This window comes from Rhizobium sp. TH135 (genome assembly GCF_002855515.1).
Taxonomy (GTDB): domain Bacteria; phylum Pseudomonadota; class Alphaproteobacteria; order Rhizobiales; family Rhizobiaceae; genus Allorhizobium.
The window spans coordinates 25,521-41,972 of record NZ_PKRP01000003.1 but is presented as its reverse complement, the minus strand read 5'-3'; the positions used below and the strand labels follow the sequence as shown (position 1 = coordinate 41,972).

Sequence of the window (16,452 nt, the reverse complement as noted above, 5' to 3'; positions counted from 1 at the left end):
CACAAAAAGCCGTCACCTGACTTTGGTCGTTTACCGATAGGACTGAGATTTACGGTACACCGTGATTCGCGGTGCCGGGTGCCAAGCAACTTGACAGTCGGACCATTTCCAGTCTGAACATGCCGCGCCGATCATGGACGCCTCGGGAGCTCGTAAGCGAAAATGCCATTGACCATGCCGACATCTTGCCCGCAGCCGGCCGCTGTCTCCCCCGAGGTCCAGTCGGTTCGCGAGGTGACAGATGTCTGAGACCAATGGGCTGAACGGTCACCGCGAGGAAATCCACTGGCCTTCGCTGGTTGCGGCCATCTCGGCGATCTCCGCCGTCGGCATTGCGATCGGCCTTGGCCTTCCGCTGCTCAGCATCATCCTGGAAAAGCGGGGCATCTCCTCGACCCTGATCGGGCTCAATTCCGCGATGGCCGGCATTGCCGCCATGGCGGCAGCACCCGTCACCACCAAGCTTGCACACAAGCTGGGCGTCGTGCCGACCATGCTGTGGGCGGTCGTGCTGTCCGCCATCAGTGCCATCGGCTTCTACTATGCCACCGAGTTCTGGATGTGGTTCCCGCTGCGCATCGTCTTTCATGGCGCGACGACCACGCTCTTCATCCTGTCCGAATTCTGGATCAATGCAGCAGCCCCATCGCGCAAGCGCGGGCTTGTCATGGGTATCTATGCCACCATGCTCGCCGTCGGCTTTGCCTGTGGCCCCCTGCTCTTCTCCGTGCTCGGCAGTGATGGCCTTCTTCCCTTTGCGGTCGGCGCCATCGCCATCATGGCTGCGGCCATCCCGATCTATATCGCGCGAAACGAAAGCCCTGTTCTGGGCGACAAGCCGGAGATGCACTTCCTGCGATACATCTTCCTGGTGCCGACCGCGACGGTGGCCGTTTTCGTCTTCGGCGCTGTCGAGGCGGGCGGCCTGTCGCTGTTTCCGATTTACGCGACCCGCACCGGCTTCACGGAGACGGAGGCAGCCCTGCTGTTGACCGTGATGGGCATCGGCAACATGGTCTTCCAGATCCCGCTCGGGCTTCTCTCGGACCGCATGCGAGACCGGCGCTTGCTGTTGTCGATCCTCGCTGCCGTCGGCCTTGCAGGTTCGCTGACACTTCCGTGGCTGTCTGGCCACTGGCATCTGATGGCGATCGTGCTGCTGTTCTGGGGTGGATGCGTGTCGGGTCTCTACACGGTGGGCCTCAGCCATCTCGGTTCGCGACTCACTGGCGCTGATCTCGCTGCCGCCAACGCCGCCTTCATTTTCTGCTATGCGGTGGGCACGGTTGCCGGTCCACAGGCCATCGGGGCTGCCATCGACATTACCGGAAATGACGGATTCGCCTGGGCAATCGCGGGTTTCTTCGCACTCTACGTGGTGCTTTCCCTGGGGCGCCTGCTTTTTAACCCGAAACGCACTTGACTTTTCGGGCGCGATTTGTAGTTTCGCGCCAGATTTGCCGTGGGCCTCGTTCGGTCGTCCACGGCTTCGTTTATTAGAGGCAGGACGACCATGGCCAAGGCTACAACCATCAAGATCAAGCTTCTGTCGACGGCTGACACGGGTTTCTTCTACGTTACTACGAAGAACAGCCGCACCATGACGGACAAGATGACGAAGACCAAGTACGACCCGGTTGCTAAGAAGCATGTCGAGTTCAAGGAAACCAAGATCAAGTAAGATTTGATCTGAGGCTTTTAAAAAGGCGTGCCGCTTCCTGCGGTGCGCCTTTTTCTTTTGCCCTGCTCCCTGCCCCGCCACCTGATCGTCATGAGCCCAAACGAAAAACACCGGCTTCCTTGCGGAAACCGGTGTTTTTACAATAGGGGGTCGGTCGGTATGTGACACGGCACGAGGAACCGTTTTGACGTCGCATACCAACCGACCGACCCCACGACCCAGGAGATGCGGCGGACCTGAGCATCATGGGGTATCCAGAACCTCCGTAGAGGCCTTGTCTGCTGGGTTCAAGTTCTCCCAAGTAGAGACAAAAATCAACAGTTTATTAACCGGTTGGCGGAACATCGCTCCAATATGGTTAAATTAGCCTCCATTGAACTTGCGATATGCAGACGATAGTCAGTTCTACACACATTAAAACTTGAGAATACCGTCAGTGATTTCTCGAAACCTCAAGATTAGTTTTGAACCCGCAGAGAGAGAGCCGTGCGACGGACATGTCTTCCCCACGAAGCAGAGCCTAATATTCAATTAAATACAAAACAGACTAAGCACATGTGGGCGCATGAGGGCTGAGGCCAACCTCTCGGACGCTAAAGACTATTCCGAAGGCAGGAGATAACTCCCTTTGTAACTGCTCAAAAACGCAGCAAGATTTGGCCAGCATGCACAGCGCAGCGCCACGGAAAAAGCTGTGTACATTGTCTGAGACAGTTGTCCTGATTTCCGCAAAGCCAGATTTGCGGGTCCGCTACAGTCAGGCTGCCGCGGCCACAACCCTGTTGCGGCCGGAATTCTTGGCCTCATAGAGGGCGCGGTCCGCCTGCTTCAGGAGCTGCTCCGGCGTATCGACGCCCGGGCCCAATGTGGCAATGCCCATAGACGCCGTCAGCATCAAGGGGGTTTCACCGGATCGCAGCTGGAAGGGTCGCGCCTCGATCATGCCACGCAGCCGCTCGGCAACGGCGGCCGCCATGTCTGCCGGCGTGTCTGGCATGACGACGACAAATTCCTCGCCACCGAAACGGCAGGCGAGATCGGCACCGCGCACGGTGGAGCGGATCCGGCCGGCGAATTCCTTCAGCACCTCGTCGCCGGCATCGTGGCCATAGACGTCGTTCACCTGCTTGAAACGGTCTATATCGGTGATGCAGATCGTTAGCGGTCGGCCACGGACCTTGGCGCGGGCAAAGAGTGTGCGCAGATGCGTGTCGAGGTAGCGGCGATTGTGGAGGCCCGTGAGACCATCGGTGACGGCGAGCTCGATTGTCTGGCGCACACTGTTGCGCAGGCGATCATTGTAGCGCTTGCGGCGAACCTGGGTGAGCGTGCGGGCAATCAGCTCATTGGGATCAAGCGGGCGGACGATGTAGTCGTTCACGCCGAGATCGAGCGCGCGGATAATCATCTGTTCGTCGCCCTGCTCGGTGATCAGCAGGATCGGGATGAAACGTGTGCGCTCCAGCGACCGGATCTGCGAGCAAAGGCGGAGTGGATCGTAGTCATCGAGATTGCCGTTGACGATGACGAGATCGAAGGCGTTTTCGGCCGCCTCAAAAACGGCTGCCTGCGGATCGGACATGGCCGAGACTTCGGCGATCGGCTTCAGGGCCTTGATGATGCGCTCCTGAGAGGCGCCACGGCTATCGACCAGCAGCACCTGCGCCTGCTCTTCCAGCCGGCCATCCTGGAGCCGCAGCACGTCACCGATGCCGGCCTCGCGGGTCGTATCGTGGCGAATGCGCAGTTCGTCGCTCAGCGTCTTCAGACGGACCAGGCTTTTCACTCGGGAGATCAGCTGCAGATCGTTGACCGGCTTGGTCAGAAAGTCATCGGCACCGGCCTTCAGGCCGCGGACACGGTCGGACGGCTGATCGAGTGCGGTGACCATGACAACAGGGATGTGGGCTGTGCGTGGATTGGACTTCAGGCGCTCGCAGACTTCAAAGCCGTCCATCTCCGGCATCATGATGTCGAGCAGGATGACGTCCACCTGGGTGCGATCACAGATATCGAGCGCGTCGCGACCATTGCTCGCGGTCAGGACGTCGAAATACTCCGCCATCAGCCGCGCTTCGAGCAGCTTCACATTGGCAGGGATATCGTCGACGACCAGGATGCGGGCAGTCATGTCACTTAATCCTCACGCATCTCCGAGATAGGTCTTGATCGTCTCGATGAATTTCGGAACGGAAATCGGCTTGGAAACATAGGCTTCGCAACCACCCTGGCGGATACGCTCCTCATCGCCCTTCATCGCAAAGGCGGTGACCGCGATTACCGGGATGACATGGAGCTCCGGATCATCCTTCAGCCATTTGGTGACCTCAAGACCGGACACTTCCGGCAACTGGATGTCCATCAGGATGAGATCGGGATGGTGGCGACGTGCGAGATCCATGGCTTCCATGCCATTGCGTGTCTGCACGGTTTCATAGCCGGATGCCTCGATCAGATCGCGGAAGAGCTTCATATTCAGCTCATTGTCTTCGACAATCATCACCTTTTTCGGCATTCACCCGGTCCCTTGTCCCGCGCTTGAAGGCTTCCGGGGAATGGATTTCCCGGCGCGAGTTGCTTCTTCCGTCATCAAGCATGCTAGTGCAATTTGGTTTCGAAATCGGTAATTTGCCAGAGCAACAGGAAAAGACTTTATGAAAAACAGAGATATACCGGCCGATGCCGAAGCGACTGCCGTGGCAGTGCTCGGCTGGCTGGCCAATGAACCGGATATGCTCTCGCGTTTCCTCGCGCTGTCCGGCGTTCAGCCAGGGCAATTGCGCCAGGCGGTGGGCGACCCGGCATTCCTTGCCGGCATGCTGGAATTCCTGATGCAACACGAGCCGACGCTGATGGCATTTTGCGAGGCGACCGAAACCAAACCCGAATCGGTGGTTGAGGCCTATCACCGCTATGCCGGTCCGAGCTTCGACTCTGCGGACTTCTGATGCTGACCGATCTCAATCACATCCGCCTTTCGGATCGGCCACTTGTTGTCTGCGACGTTGATGACGTTGTGCTGCAGTTTGCAACACCCTTTGAGGCCTTTCTCGAAACACGCGGCCACCGGCTTCTGCCCCGCTCGTTCAAGCTGACCGGCAATATCGTGAGCGGAACGGACGAAAGCGTGGTGGACGCGCCTGCGGTCAAGGCGCTGATCGACGACTTCTTCATGGAGCAGGAGCGATGGCAGACGCCATTTGCCGATGCTGTCGACAGTCTCCATGCCTTGGGCAAGGATGCCGACCTCGTCTTTCTCACGGCCATGCCACAGCGCCATGCGGAGGTGCGGCGCCGGTTGCTTGACCAACTGACGCTCAGCTTCCCGATGATTGCCACCGAGGAAGCCAAGGGGCCTGTGCTGGCCGCTCTCCACGGCGCGAGGCCCCTGCCCGTCGCCTTTGTCGATGACATGGTCCACAATCTGCACTCGGTCGGCGATCATGTGTCAGACTGCCTGCTGGTCTATCTTCCGCCGCCGCTGGAGATCTTCCGCTTCGCGCCCAAGCCGCAGGAGACAGTCCAGCGTGTCGAGACCTGGCCGGAGGCGGCGGCCGTCATCCGGACGCATTTCACGGCTTAGGGACGGTACGTCACTGTCATCGCGACGGGGTCTCTTGCCTCGCCTTGCTGACCGGCTTATGGTCGAGATGTTCAATATTTGTTCCTGCCATGACCCGCATCGACCCTGTTCATTCCGGCTTCTGTCGAGACTGCCTGACCGGGCAGGCTGAGGGTTCGCGCCGTTGCCGATCTTGCGGCAGCCCGAGGCTCGTCTACCATCCCGAACTCTTTGACCTTTCGATCGCCCACATCGACTGCGACGCCTTCTATGCCTCGGTCGAGAAGCGGGATAATCCCGACCTGATCGACAAGCCTGTTATCATCGGCGGCGGCAAGCGTGGGGTTGTCTCCACCGCCTGCTACGTGGCCCGCATCCACGGGGTGCGTTCGGCCATGCCGATGTTCAAGGCGCTGGAGGCCTGTCCGCAAGCGGTGGTCATCAGACCCGACATGGAGAAGTATGTGGCGGTTGGTCGCCAAGTACGGGCCATGATGGAGGAACTGACGCCACTCGTGCAGCCGATCTCGATCGACGAAGCCTTTCTCGATCTGAGAGGCACGGAGCTGCTGCATCACGACCCGCCGGCCCGGGTGCTCGCCCGGCTTGCCCGACGCATCGAGCAGGAGATCGGGATTACCGTCTCCGTCGGGCTCTCCTACTGCAAGTTCCTCGCCAAGGTCGCTTCCGATCTGCAGAAGCCGCGCGGCTTCTCGGTGATCGGCGAGGCAGAGGCTCTGACATTCCTGGCGGACAAGCCGGTGACGATGATCTGGGGCGTCGGCAAGGCCTTTGCGGCGACCCTGCAGGCCGATGGCATCCGGACGATTGGCCAGTTGCAGATCATGGACGAAACCGAGCTGATGCGGCGCTACGGGGTCATGGGGCAGCGCCTCGCGCGGCTCTCCCGTGGCATCGACGATCGCACCGTGCATCCGAACGATCCGGCCAAGAGCGTTTCGGCGGAGACCACGTTTTTCGAGGATATCCACCGGCTTGACGATCTCGTCGTTCATCTGCGCGCCCTTTCCGAAAAGGTTGCCTGGCGGCTGAAGCGCCACGAGATTGCCGGGCAGACTGTCGTCCTGAAACTGAAGACCGCCGACTTCAAGCAGCGCACCCGCAACAGGCGGCTGGATGATCCGACACAGCTGGCCGACCGGATCTTCCGCACGGGCATGGCTCTGCTGGAGAAAGAGACCGACGGGACGAAGTTCCGGCTGATCGGGATCGGGGTCAGTGACCTCGGGGATCCCGCACGCGCCGATCCGCCCGATCTCGTCGACGAACAGGCGACACGGCGGGCAGCGGCGGAAGCGGCGATGGACAAATTGCGCGACAAGTTCGGCAAGGGTACCGTGCAGACGGGTTACACCTTTCCATCCAAACGATAGGCCCACCCGTGACGCATGCAGCCATCGGCATCGACAAAGACCAGCCTCGGCGTGCGGGCCATCCGACCGGACGGCTGCGGCTGTTTCGGATTGCGGCGGCCCATCGACGCACGGGCCGCAACGACCTGATGCTTGGCGCCATCCTCGCCTTTGTCGCCGGGGCCATGAATGCCGGCGGCTTCCTGGCCATCGGGCACTATACCTCGCATATGACCGGTATCGTCTCCTCGATTGCCGACAACCTGGCACTCGGGCTCTTTGGCCTCGTTGGCTCAGGCATCGCGCTTCTCATCAGTTTCACGCTTGGGGCTGCCTGTTCGGCCATCCTGATCAACTGGGCACGGCGTCATGCGCGGCGACAGCAATATGCATATCCGCTGGCGCTCGAATCCGGGCTGCTGATTGCCTTTGCGGGGATAGGCGCTGTCGTGTCCCCTGCGGCGGCGGCCCCGGTTACCGCGGTGCTCCTCTGCTTCGTGATGAGCCTGCAGAACGCGACGATCACCAAGATATCGGGCGCGCGCATCCGCACGACCCACCTCACCGGCATGATCACCGACATGGGGATCGAGCTTGGCAAGCTCGCCTATCGTGCGCTCGCCCGCGTTCTCGACCACCCCCCGATCGTGGCGGACGGCCGAAAGCTCTCCATCCTCCTGCCGATCGTCGGCATGTTTTTCCTGGGCGGGCTTGTGGGGGCGCTGGGCTTCAAGCACCTCGGCCATGCGTTTTCGCTGCCGATCGCTGCCCTGCTGCTGGCCGTCGCCTCTCCGCAGCTTAGGCCACGCCCGACTGCTGGCCTTTGATCTCGAAGTTCGATGTGACATCTGTGGACAGCTGATCACAGCGACGTGACAGGGCAAAGCGCCGCCGTTTCACAAAACTTTTCTTAAACATCGTCTCATACACTTCGAGCGTTCAGTTTTGCGTTTCAAGTGGTCGACCATGTTCCAGCGTTTCGTCCTTGCCTTCAGCCTTTCCCTCATGACCAGCACGGCGCTTGCCGCAGACGGTCCCCTGCAGATCTATGTGTCCAAGGCGGACCAGACGCTCACCGTCTATGACGGCGATGTGGTGGTTGCGACATCCAAGGTTTCGACCGGCAAGCCGGGCCATACGACGCCATCGGGCATCTTCTCGATCCTGGAAAAGCGCAAATATCACGAGTCCAATCTCTATTCGAACGCGCCCATGCCCTTCATGCAGCGGTTGACCTGGTCCGGCATCGCGCTGCACGAGGGCAAGGTGCCGAACCATCCGGCCTCGCATGGCTGCGTGCGCCTGCCGAATGGGTTTGCGAAGACGCTCTTCCAGATGACCGAGCGCGGGGCGCATGTGATCATCACCGATGATCCAGTAGCGCCGCGGCCGATGACCCATGCCAACCTTTTCACGCCGAGGCTACCCGTCGATGACGGGGGGCTGCTGTCGGATGTCGAATTGCGTCCCGGACGCGTAGAAGCGGCGCTCAAGCCAGTGGAAGTGGCGATGAATTCCGTGCCGCCGCGCAGCGGGGCCGAGGTGAAGCTGGTCATCGAGGAACCGCCGCCGCTCCGCATCCTCATCACCCGCCGCACCCAGCGCGACGTGGCCATGGATGTCCAGCGGCTGCTGAACCAGCTCGGTTTCGACCCCGGCATTCCGGACGGCTTGCTTGGCACGCGCACGATTGCAGCGATCAAGGACTTCAAGGAAAAACATGCCGTCGCCAAGGATGGCGAGATCCTGTCGAAGCCTTTCCTTGCCGCTCTCTACATCGAGGCCGGCGAAGACCATCCGCCGATGGGTCAATTGATGATCCGACAGAAATTCCAGCCACTCTTTTCTGCGGCCATCGACATCAAGGAGCCTGAAAAGGCGCTCGGCACGCATTTCCTCGAGGCAACAGCCGTAGATCGGTTCAAGCGCAAGGCCGACTGGCGCGGCGTGACGCTGGACGATCACCTGGCCGCCTCCACACAGGAGCGGCTCGGCATTACCGAGCCTGCAGACGACCCTGCTATCTTCACGGCCGAAGCGGCCCTCTCGCGTATCGTCATCCCGGACGAGTTGCGCGCCCGGATCGAGACCATGCTGAGCGAAGGCTCGTCGATCACAATCCAGGACACGGGTCTTGGACCCGAGACCGGCGATGGTACGGATTTCATCACGGTGACCCGGAGCAAGCCGCGGGTTTAAGCCTTACACAAGCTCCACATCGAGCACGCCTGGCGTCGAGCGCATGGCGGCGGCGATTTCGGGTGAGATGCGGAAGCGCTCGGTCAGTTCGACCTCGATCTCGCGCTGCCCCTCGTCCTTGATGACGATGAAGGAGACGAGGCCGTCGCCTCTCGCATTCAGACGCGCGGCCACGGCGCGCAAGGGGCCGGAATCGCGGACATAGACGCGCATGGCCTTCTGCATGCGGATCGACTGTTCCTCCAGCGACTGGGCCGTCTGGACGCGCAGTCCGATACCCTCAGGGCGCTCCTCGGCCTGGACGGTCAGCACCAGCGACTTACCGGGCTCGAGCAGGTCGCGGTACTGGTTGAGACCTTCCGAGAAGAGTACCGCTTCATATTGTCCGGAAGCATCCGAGAAGGTGATGATGCCCATCTTGTTGCCGGTGCGGGTCTTGCGCTCCTGGCGGGAGATAACGGTGCCGGCGAGACGGCCTGCAGAGGCGCCCTGTTTCACCGCGACCGAGAAGTCCGCGAAATTCTGGACGCGCAGCTTGTCGAGCAAATCCCGGTAAGCATCGAGCGGATGGGCAGACAGGTAAAAGCCGAGCACCTGGAATTCGCGCATCAGCTTTTCGGAGGAGAGCCAAGGCGTATAGGGCGCAAAGGCGATGCGCTCGGGCCCACTTGCGCCGCCGGAGCCGAACATGTCCGACTGGCCGCTGACGGCATTTTCCTGGGCGCGCTGGGCATAACCCATGATGCGGTCGATGCTGCCGACGAGTTCGGCGCGGTCGCGACCGAAGCAGTCGAAGGCGCCGGCGGCGATCAGGCTTTCAAAGACGCGACGGTTGATCTGCTTCGGGTCGATCCTGAGGCAGAAATCCTCGATGCTCTCAAAATGCTTATCGCCGCGCACCTCGACGATGTGGTCAACGGCGCCTTCGCCGACGCCCTTAAGGGCGGCAAGCGCGTAGTAGATGCGGTTCGGCCCGGTCTGGAAGTGCCGGTAGGAGGTCTGCACCGAAGGGGGCACGACTTCGATGCCAAGGCGGCCGGCGTCCTGGCGGAAGTCGACCAGCTTTTCGGTGTTCGACATGTCGAGCGTCATCGAGGCGGCGAGAAACTCGACCGGATAATGCGCCTTCATATAGGCGGTCTGGTAGGAGACGATGGCGTAGGCTGCGGCGTGTGACTTGTTGAAGCCGTAGTTCGCAAACTTTGCGAGCAGTTCGAAGATGTTGTTGGCCTGCGGCTTGGAGACGCCATTCTTCATCGCGCCGTCGACAAAACGGGCCGACTGCTGGTCCATCTCCGCCTTGATCTTCTTACCCATGGCGCGGCGCAGAAGGTCGGCTTCGCCGAGCGAATAACCCGACAGGACCTGCGCGATCTGCATGACCTGTTCCTGGTAAACGATAACGCCCTGGGTTTCCTTCAGCAGATAGTCGATCTTCGGATGGATCGAGGCGACTTCTTCTTCGCCGTGCTTGCGGGCGTTGTAGACCGGGATGTTTTCCATCGGGCCCGGGCGATAAAGCGCCACCAGCGCAATGATGTCCTCGATGCAGTCGGGGCGCATGCCGATGAGGGCCTTGCGCATGCCGGCACTTTCCACCTGGAAGACGCCGACCGTTTCGCCGCGTGACAGCATCTCGTAGGTCAAGGTGTCATCGAGCGGGATGGCTGCCAAATCGACCTTGATGCCGCGCTGCTCCTCGACGAAGTCGACGGCCGTCTTCAGGACCGTCAGCGTCTTCAGGCCGAGGAAGTCGAACTTCACGAGGCCGGCCTGTTCGACCCACTTCATGTTGAACTGCGTGACCGGCATGTCGGAACGCGGATCGCGATACATGGGCACCAGCTTCGACAGCGGGCGGTCGCCGATGACGATACCGGCGGCGTGTGTCGAGGCGTGGCGGTAAAGGCCCTCGATCTTCTGGGCAATCTCGAGCAGACGGGCGACTACCGGCTCTTCTGCGGCGGCCTCCTGCAGCTTGGGCTCCTCCTCGATCGCCTTGGAGAGAGGCGTCGGGTTGGCCGGATTGTTCGGCACGAGCTTGCAGATCTTGTCGACCTGGCCATAGGACATTTCGAGCACACGGCCGACGTCGCGCAGCGCCGCACGGGCCTGCAGCGATCCGAAGGTGATGATCTGTCCCACCTGCTCGCGACCATATTTCTTCTGGACGTAGCGAATGACCTCTTCGCGACGTTCCTGACAGAAGTCGATATCGAAGTCGGGCATCGAGACGCGTTCCGGATTGAGGAAGCGTTCGAAGAGCAGCGAGAAGCGCAGCGGGTCGACGTCAGTAATCGTCAGTGCATAGGCGACCAGCGAGCCCGCACCCGAACCACGGCCAGGGCCAACCGGGATATCATGCTGCTTCGCCCATTTGATGAAGTCCGCAACGATCAGGAAGTAGCCGGGGAACTTCATGCGCTCGATAACCGAGAGCTCGAATTCCAGGCGTTCGCGATATTCTTTCTCTTCGTAGCCGGGCGCCATGCCGAGGGCTGCAAGACGGTGGTCGAGCCCCTCCTCCGCCTGACGGCGGAGCTCCAGCGCCTCCTCGCGTTCTGCTTCTTCCGGATCATCGCTGCCGCCGGTGAAGCGCGGCAGGATGGGCTTTCGGGTATCCAGCACAAAGGAGCAGCGACGAGCGATCTCGACCGAATTCTCCAGCGCTTCCGGCAGATCGGCGAAGAGCTTCATCATGTCCGCCCGGCTCTTCAGATAGTGATCGGGCGTCAGGCGGAACCGGTCGTCATTCGAAACAATGGCGTTGTGGGCCACGGCCATCAGGGCATCATGGGCGTCATAGTCGTCCCGCGACGGGAAAAAGGCCTCGTTGGTTGCGACCAGCGGCAGGTCATGTTCATAGGCCAGCTGGACCATGCGGCGCTCATGCGTACGGTCGTAGTCACCGTGGCGCTGCAACTCGACATAGAGGCGATCGCCGAACAGGCGCTTCAGCGACAGAAGACGGCTTTCGGCCTGGGCCTTGTGGCCATCCTTGAGAATACGATCAATTGGCCCGCCGCCCGCGCCCGTGAGCACGATCAGGCCTTCGGTCCCGCTCTCCTCGAGCCAGGAGAGCTTCACATGGGTCGGTTGCCCCGCATCGCCGCCGAGATAGGCACGGCTGACGAGATCGACGAGCCGCTCATAGCCATCGGCATCCGATGCCAGGACGACAACGGCCGGCAGATCCGGCATATGGCCATTGCCGCCGCGCTTCTCACCGGTCGAGTCCTCCATGTCGATCGACAGCTGGCAGCCTATGATCGGCTGGATGCCATCGCCGAGCGCCTTCTGGGAGAACTCAAGCGCAACGAAGAGATTGTTGGTGTCCGTGATCGCGATCGCCGGCTGTTCGTCGGCGACTGCCTTGCCGAGGATCTTCTTGAGCGGCAAGGCGCCCTCAAGCAGCGAATAGGCGGAATGCACCCGCAAGTGCACGAAACCCGGGCCATCACCGAGTCCACCGGACGCCTGCCTGTCGACGTTGTCCTCGCCCATACCGCTTCATTCCTCATTACCTGAATCGGTCGGGATTTTCGGTCTTTGCGGCTGTGAAGTCCAGAAGGAAGTCGGGCGGCAAGAGCTTGGTCACCAGCTTTGCCGCCGCAGAATGTCAGAGCGCCATCATCAGCAAAGCCATGCTGGATACGAATACCGCCATCGAGGCAAATGCAGCAACGTCACGAAGAATTTCGGTCATTTCTGTCTCCTTGTCCCTTTATGTTTTTAGTTTGTTCTTCTCTTGTTCCAATGTCAACCTAAAAAAACCGCAGCCTCGGTGGAACAAAATCCACCGAGGCGCAGCGGCATCGGGAAAGGGAAAAGAAAAGGGGCTGAGATCAGACGTCGAGTTCGACGACCTTGCCGTCGACCAGGGTCACACAGCGATCCATCCGACGGGCGATGTCATGATTGTGGGTCGCGATCATCGCCGACAGGCCCGACTGTCGCACCAGCGCCTCAAGCGCCGAGAAGACGTAGCTTGCCGTTTCCGGATCGAGATTTCCGGTTGGCTCGTCGGCGAGCAGGACGAGCGGGGCATTGGCGACGGCGCGGGCGATTGCCACACGCTGCTGCTCACCGCCGGAGAGTTCGGCCGGACGATGTTCGGCGCGATGGCCGACACGCATGTAGTCGAGAAGCTGCTTGGCCCGTTCCGCGGCTTCGCCCTTCGAGAGGCCGGCAATCAGCTGCGGCATCATGACGTTTTCCAGCGCCGAGAATTCCGGCAGGAGGTGGTGAAACTGGTAGACGAAGCCGACCGACTTGCGGCGGATCGCGGTGCGCTCTTCGTCACCGAGCTCCTGGCAGGCGACGCCGCCAAGAGTGACCTCACCGCCATCCGGATGCTCAAGCAGGCCCGCGACATGCAGGAGTGTCGACTTGCCGGTGCCCGAGGGGGCGACCAGTGCGACGGTCTCGCCGGTCCGAAGCGTGAAGTCGGCGCCCTTGAGGATCGACAGCACAGTCTCACCCTGACCGTAATGACGATCGATGCCGGCGAGCGAGAGAACCACGTCTTTTGCCATTGAATTCGGCATCCTCATTCGTAACGCAAGGCCTGGACAGGATCCAGGCGCGAGGCCCGCCAGGCCGGGAAGATGGTGGCCATGAAGGACAGGCTGAGCGCCATGATGACCACGGACACGGTTTCACTGGCATTCATGTCGGCCGGCAACTGACTCAGGAAATAGAGTTCGGGATCAAAGAGCACGGTGCCCGAGACCCAGGAGAAGAACTGGCGGATGCTCTCGATGTTGAGACAGACGACGACGCCCATTACGACGCCGGCAAGCGTGCCGGCCGTGCCGATGGCGGCCCCGGTCATGAAGAAGATCCGCATGATCGCGCCCGAGGTCGCCCCCATGGTGCGCAGGATGGCGATATCGCTCGACTTGTCCTTCACCAGCATGATCAGGCCCGAGATAATGTTGAGGGCTGCCACAAGCACGATCAGCGTCAGGATCATGAACATGACGTTGCGCTCGACCTGAAGGGCGGAAAAGAAAGTCTGATTGCGCTGGCGCCAGTCGGTCAGGAATATCTGGCGGCCGGCGGCCTCCTCGATCTGCGGACGCAGTTCATCGACGGCATCGGGATCGGAGATGAACAGCTCGATCGACTGAACGATGCCTTCGACGTTGAAATAGAGCTGCGCTTCCTCGAGCGGCATATAGATGATCGAGGCATCGTATTCTGACATGCCGATCTCGAAGATCGCCGAGACCGGATAGGATTTGACGCGCGGATTGACGCCCAGCGGCGTGACGTCGCCTTCCGGCGAGACCAGCGTGATGGTGTCGCCGGCGGAGAGCCCCAGCTGGGCTGCCATGCGCGAGCCGATCAGAACACCCTGCCCCGTGGCAAAGCCGACCATGTCGCCCGAACGGATGTTGGACGAGACGACCGACAGCTTGGTGAGATCATCCGGACGGATGCCGCGAACGAGGGCGCCGGTGCCGGCCCCTTCGCGACCGGACGCAAGCGTCTGCCCCTCAACCAGCGGCAGCGCCATAGTGACACCCGGGACAGCGGCGAAGCGCTCGGCGAGACCGGCATAGTCGCTGAGCGGCTGGTCAACCGCCTGGACGATCATGTGGCCATTGATGCCGAGGATGCGCGACACGAGCTCGGTGCGGAAACCATTCATCACCGCCATGACGATGATCAACGTCGCCACACCAAGCATGATGCCGATGAAAGAGAAGCCGGCGATCACGGAAATGAAGGCTTCCTTGCGGCGGGCACGCAGATAACGCCAGGCCACCATGCGCTCAAAGCCGGAAAAGGCGCGCGCCGATCCGGCCTTGCCCGTTTCCACCGTCTCGTTGCCAGCGGCCGTCGTCGCCATGGTCTCTCCTTGCCTCGGGATCCCGGTTTCGGTCACCCAACCTCAATCCGGCCTGAGTTTACCTCAGGCCGTCAGCTTGTTGATCGCGGCTTCGATCGTCAGCGTCTCGCGAGCGCCGGTCTTGCGGTCCTTGAGCTCGACCTCGCCAGCGGCGGCAGCGCGCGGACCGGCGATGACCTGCGTCGGAACACCGATCAGGTCAGCGGTCGCGAACTTGGTGCCCGCACGATCGTCGGTGTCGTCATAGAGCACGTCCTTGCCGGCATTCTGCAGGGCGACATAGAGACGATCGCAGGTGCTGTCGCAGCCTTCGTCGCCCGGCTTCATGTTGATGACAACAGCATCGAAAGGCGCAACCGAGGCCGGCCAGATGATTCCGTTCTCGTCATGCGAGGCTTCGATGATGGCGGGAACAAGGCGCGTCGGGCCGATACCATAGGAGCCCATGTGGACAAGGTGTTCCTTGCCATCAGGACCCTGCACCTTGGCACCCATCGGCTCGGAGTATTTGGTGCCAAAATAGAAGATGTGGCCAACCTCGATGCCGCGTGCCGAAAGGCGTTCATTCTCGCCGATGGCGTCGAAGGCTGCCTCGTCATGCATTTCCGACGTGGCGGCGTAGACCGAGGTCCACTTGTCGAAGATCGACTGCAGGCCATCGACGCTGTCGAAATCGGTGTCAGCGGCCGGAATGTCGAAATCGACGAAGCTCTTGTGGCAATAGACCTCGGACTCGCCGGTGTCGGCGAGGATGATGAATTCGTGGCTGTGATTACCGCCGATCGGGCCGGTGTCGGCGCGCATCGGGATGGCGCGCAGGCCAAGGCGATCGAAGGTGCGCAGGTAAGCGACGAACATCTTGTTGTAGGAATGGATGGCGTCGGCCTGGGTCAGGTCGAAGGAATAGGCGTCCTTCATCAGGAACTCGCGCGAGCGCATGGTGCCGAAGCGCGGGCGGATCTCGTCGCGGAACTTCAGCTGGATGTGGTAGAGGTTGAGCGGCAGGCTCTTGTAGGACTTCACCGACGAGCGGAAGATGTCGGTGATCATCTCCTCATTGGTCGGGCCGTAGAGCATCGGGCGGTCCTGCCGGTCGCGAATGCGCAGCATTTCCTTGCCGTAATCCTCGTAACGGCCGCTTTCCTGCCAGAGTTCTGCGGACTGCAGCGTCGGCATGGAAAGCTCGATGGCGCCTGCACGGTTCTGCTCTTCGCGGATGATCGCGTTCACCTTGTCGAGCACGCGCTTGCCGAGCGGCAGCCAGGAATAGATGCCCTGGCTCTGCTGGCGGATCATGCCCGTCCGCAGCATCAGGCGGTGGGAGACGATCTCGGCTTCCTTGGGGTTTTCCTTCAGGATCGGCATGAAATAGCGCGACAGACGCATAACGAATTCCAGATGGTTGTCGATGCCGCCAGATCGGCGGAATCAGCGATTGAAACGGGTTGTCAGGAAGCGTTCATAGCCGGTTGAACATGAGAAGAAAACCCGCAAGCGCCGTTCGGTGCGCTCGCCCACAGAGAGGCATTGGCAAAGGCCATTCTGGATTGGAGAACGACAGTATGCGGGCCGACAAACACGAGAAAACCGGTGCTTAAGTGACCGCCATGCGACAAAACGATGACGCTATTTTTTTTTGGATGAGTGTAACAATTCTGCAAGATTCAGGGGTGACAACGGTCACTGATTGGGCTAGGTTCAGCCCATAAAAGAGGCAGGGAGTACAAATCTTTGCCACACTCGCGGTCAAGTCTTGGGAGGATCAGATCTAGGCGCGCCC

At 60.9% G+C, this 16,452-nt stretch carries 13 protein-coding genes; 7 read left to right on the top strand and 6 right to left on the bottom strand.

What is annotated here, in order from left to right; all coding sequences use genetic code 11:
- The first annotated feature begins 241 nt into the window (after nucleotides 1-241).
- Both C0V73_RS09015 and rpmG read left to right on the top strand, forming a co-directional pair.
- Nucleotides 242-1,423 carry an MFS transporter gene (locus C0V73_RS09015; RefSeq protein WP_102019696.1) on the top strand — a complete coding sequence of 394 codons (1,182 nt, stop codon included), beginning with the start codon at nucleotides 242-244 and terminating at the stop codon, nucleotides 1,421-1,423.
- Between the two features lie 90 nt (nucleotides 1,424-1,513).
- Nucleotides 1,514-1,681: a 50S ribosomal protein L33 gene (rpmG, locus tag C0V73_RS09010; RefSeq protein ID WP_003547442.1), complete on the top strand. Its 168-nt coding sequence runs from the start codon at nucleotides 1,514-1,516 to the stop codon at nucleotides 1,679-1,681.
- 757 nt (nucleotides 1,682-2,438) lie between these two features.
- On the opposite strand, the gene C0V73_RS09005 is transcribed toward rpmG, so the two are convergent.
- Together C0V73_RS09005 and C0V73_RS09000 are read right to left on the bottom strand one after the other, a co-directional pair.
- On the bottom strand, nucleotides 2,439-3,812 hold the full coding sequence (locus C0V73_RS09005; protein ID WP_102019695.1) for a PleD family two-component system response regulator: 1,374 nt from the start codon (nucleotides 3,810-3,812) through the stop codon (nucleotides 2,439-2,441).
- 12 nt (nucleotides 3,813-3,824) lie between these two features.
- On the bottom strand, nucleotides 3,825-4,196 hold the full coding sequence (locus C0V73_RS09000; RefSeq protein WP_102019694.1) for a response regulator: 372 nt from the start codon (nucleotides 4,194-4,196) through the stop codon (nucleotides 3,825-3,827).
- 139 nt (nucleotides 4,197-4,335) lie between these two features.
- Here C0V73_RS09000 and C0V73_RS08995 point away from each other — a divergent pair, with 139 nt between their 5' ends.
- From C0V73_RS08995 to C0V73_RS08975, 5 genes are all read left to right on the top strand, one after another.
- A complete protein-coding gene (locus C0V73_RS08995) occupies nucleotides 4,336-4,629 on the top strand; it encodes a DUF3572 domain-containing protein (protein ID WP_102019693.1) in 294 nt (97 codons plus the stop codon).
- Nucleotides 4,629-5,264: a hypothetical protein gene (locus C0V73_RS08990; protein WP_102019692.1), complete on the top strand. Its 636-nt coding sequence runs from the start codon at nucleotides 4,629-4,631 to the stop codon at nucleotides 5,262-5,264. Before C0V73_RS08995 ends, C0V73_RS08990 begins: the two co-directional genes overlap by 1 nt.
- Before the next feature lie 89 nt (nucleotides 5,265-5,353).
- Nucleotides 5,354-6,637: a DNA polymerase IV gene (locus C0V73_RS08985; protein WP_102019691.1), complete on the top strand. Its 1,284-nt coding sequence runs from the start codon at nucleotides 5,354-5,356 to the stop codon at nucleotides 6,635-6,637.
- 8 nt (nucleotides 6,638-6,645) lie between these two features.
- The gene (locus tag C0V73_RS08980; RefSeq protein WP_245407930.1) at nucleotides 6,646-7,443 is read left to right on the top strand and encodes a YoaK family protein; all 798 of its coding nucleotides are present in this window, start codon (nucleotides 6,646-6,648) and stop codon (nucleotides 7,441-7,443) included.
- Between the two features lie 139 nt (nucleotides 7,444-7,582).
- A complete protein-coding gene (locus tag C0V73_RS08975; protein WP_102019690.1) occupies nucleotides 7,583-8,815 on the top strand; it encodes a L,D-transpeptidase family protein in 1,233 nt (410 codons plus the stop codon).
- A gap of 3 nt (nucleotides 8,816-8,818) precedes the next feature.
- Here C0V73_RS08975 and dnaE read toward each other — a convergent pair whose 3' ends face one another.
- The 4 genes from dnaE to proS form a co-directional block, all read right to left on the bottom strand.
- The gene (gene dnaE / locus C0V73_RS08970) at nucleotides 8,819-12,319 is read right to left on the bottom strand and encodes a DNA polymerase III subunit alpha (RefSeq protein WP_102019689.1); all 3,501 of its coding nucleotides are present in this window, start codon (nucleotides 12,317-12,319) and stop codon (nucleotides 8,819-8,821) included.
- A 341-nt stretch (nucleotides 12,320-12,660) separates the two neighbouring features.
- Nucleotides 12,661-13,350: an ABC transporter ATP-binding protein gene (locus C0V73_RS08965; RefSeq protein WP_102019688.1), complete on the bottom strand. Its 690-nt coding sequence runs from the start codon at nucleotides 13,348-13,350 to the stop codon at nucleotides 12,661-12,663.
- A gap of 14 nt (nucleotides 13,351-13,364) precedes the next feature.
- On the bottom strand, nucleotides 13,365-14,672 hold the full coding sequence (locus tag C0V73_RS08960; protein ID WP_102019687.1) for a lipoprotein-releasing ABC transporter permease subunit: 1,308 nt from the start codon (nucleotides 14,670-14,672) through the stop codon (nucleotides 13,365-13,367).
- Between the two features lie 63 nt (nucleotides 14,673-14,735).
- Nucleotides 14,736-16,058, bottom strand: a complete 1,323-nt coding sequence (gene proS, locus C0V73_RS08955; protein WP_102019686.1) for a proline--tRNA ligase — start codon at nucleotides 16,056-16,058, stop codon at nucleotides 14,736-14,738.
- Between the last annotated feature and the right edge of the window lie 394 nt (nucleotides 16,059-16,452).

Bases quoted from the DNA above. Each gene is read 5' to 3' on its own strand.
- dnaE (WP_102019689.1), bottom strand. From the start codon at position 12,319: ATGGGCGAGGACAACGTCGACAGGCAGGCGTCCGGTGGACTCGGTGAT.
- C0V73_RS09005 (WP_102019695.1), bottom strand. From the start codon at position 3,812: ATGACTGCCCGCATCCTGGTCGTCGACGATATCCCTGCCAATGTGAAG.
- C0V73_RS09000 (WP_102019694.1), bottom strand. From the start codon at position 4,196: ATGCCGAAAAAGGTGATGATTGTCGAAGACAATGAGCTGAATATGAAG.
- rpmG (WP_003547442.1), top strand. From the start codon at position 1,514: ATGGCCAAGGCTACAACCATCAAGATCAAGCTTCTGTCGACGGCTGAC.
- C0V73_RS08990 (WP_102019692.1), top strand. From the start codon at position 4,629: ATGCTGACCGATCTCAATCACATCCGCCTTTCGGATCGGCCACTTGTT.
- C0V73_RS08975 (WP_102019690.1), top strand. From the start codon at position 7,583: ATGTTCCAGCGTTTCGTCCTTGCCTTCAGCCTTTCCCTCATGACCAGC.
- C0V73_RS08965 (WP_102019688.1), bottom strand. From the start codon at position 13,350: ATGGCAAAAGACGTGGTTCTCTCGCTCGCCGGCATCGATCGTCATTAC.
- C0V73_RS08995 (WP_102019693.1), top strand. From the start codon at position 4,336: ATGAAAAACAGAGATATACCGGCCGATGCCGAAGCGACTGCCGTGGCA.
- C0V73_RS08960 (WP_102019687.1), bottom strand. From the start codon at position 14,672: ATGGCGACGACGGCCGCTGGCAACGAGACGGTGGAAACGGGCAAGGCC.
- proS (WP_102019686.1), bottom strand. From the start codon at position 16,058: ATGCGTCTGTCGCGCTATTTCATGCCGATCCTGAAGGAAAACCCCAAG.
- C0V73_RS08985 (WP_102019691.1), top strand. From the start codon at position 5,354: ATGACCCGCATCGACCCTGTTCATTCCGGCTTCTGTCGAGACTGCCTG.
- C0V73_RS09015 (WP_102019696.1), top strand. From the start codon at position 242: ATGTCTGAGACCAATGGGCTGAACGGTCACCGCGAGGAAATCCACTGG.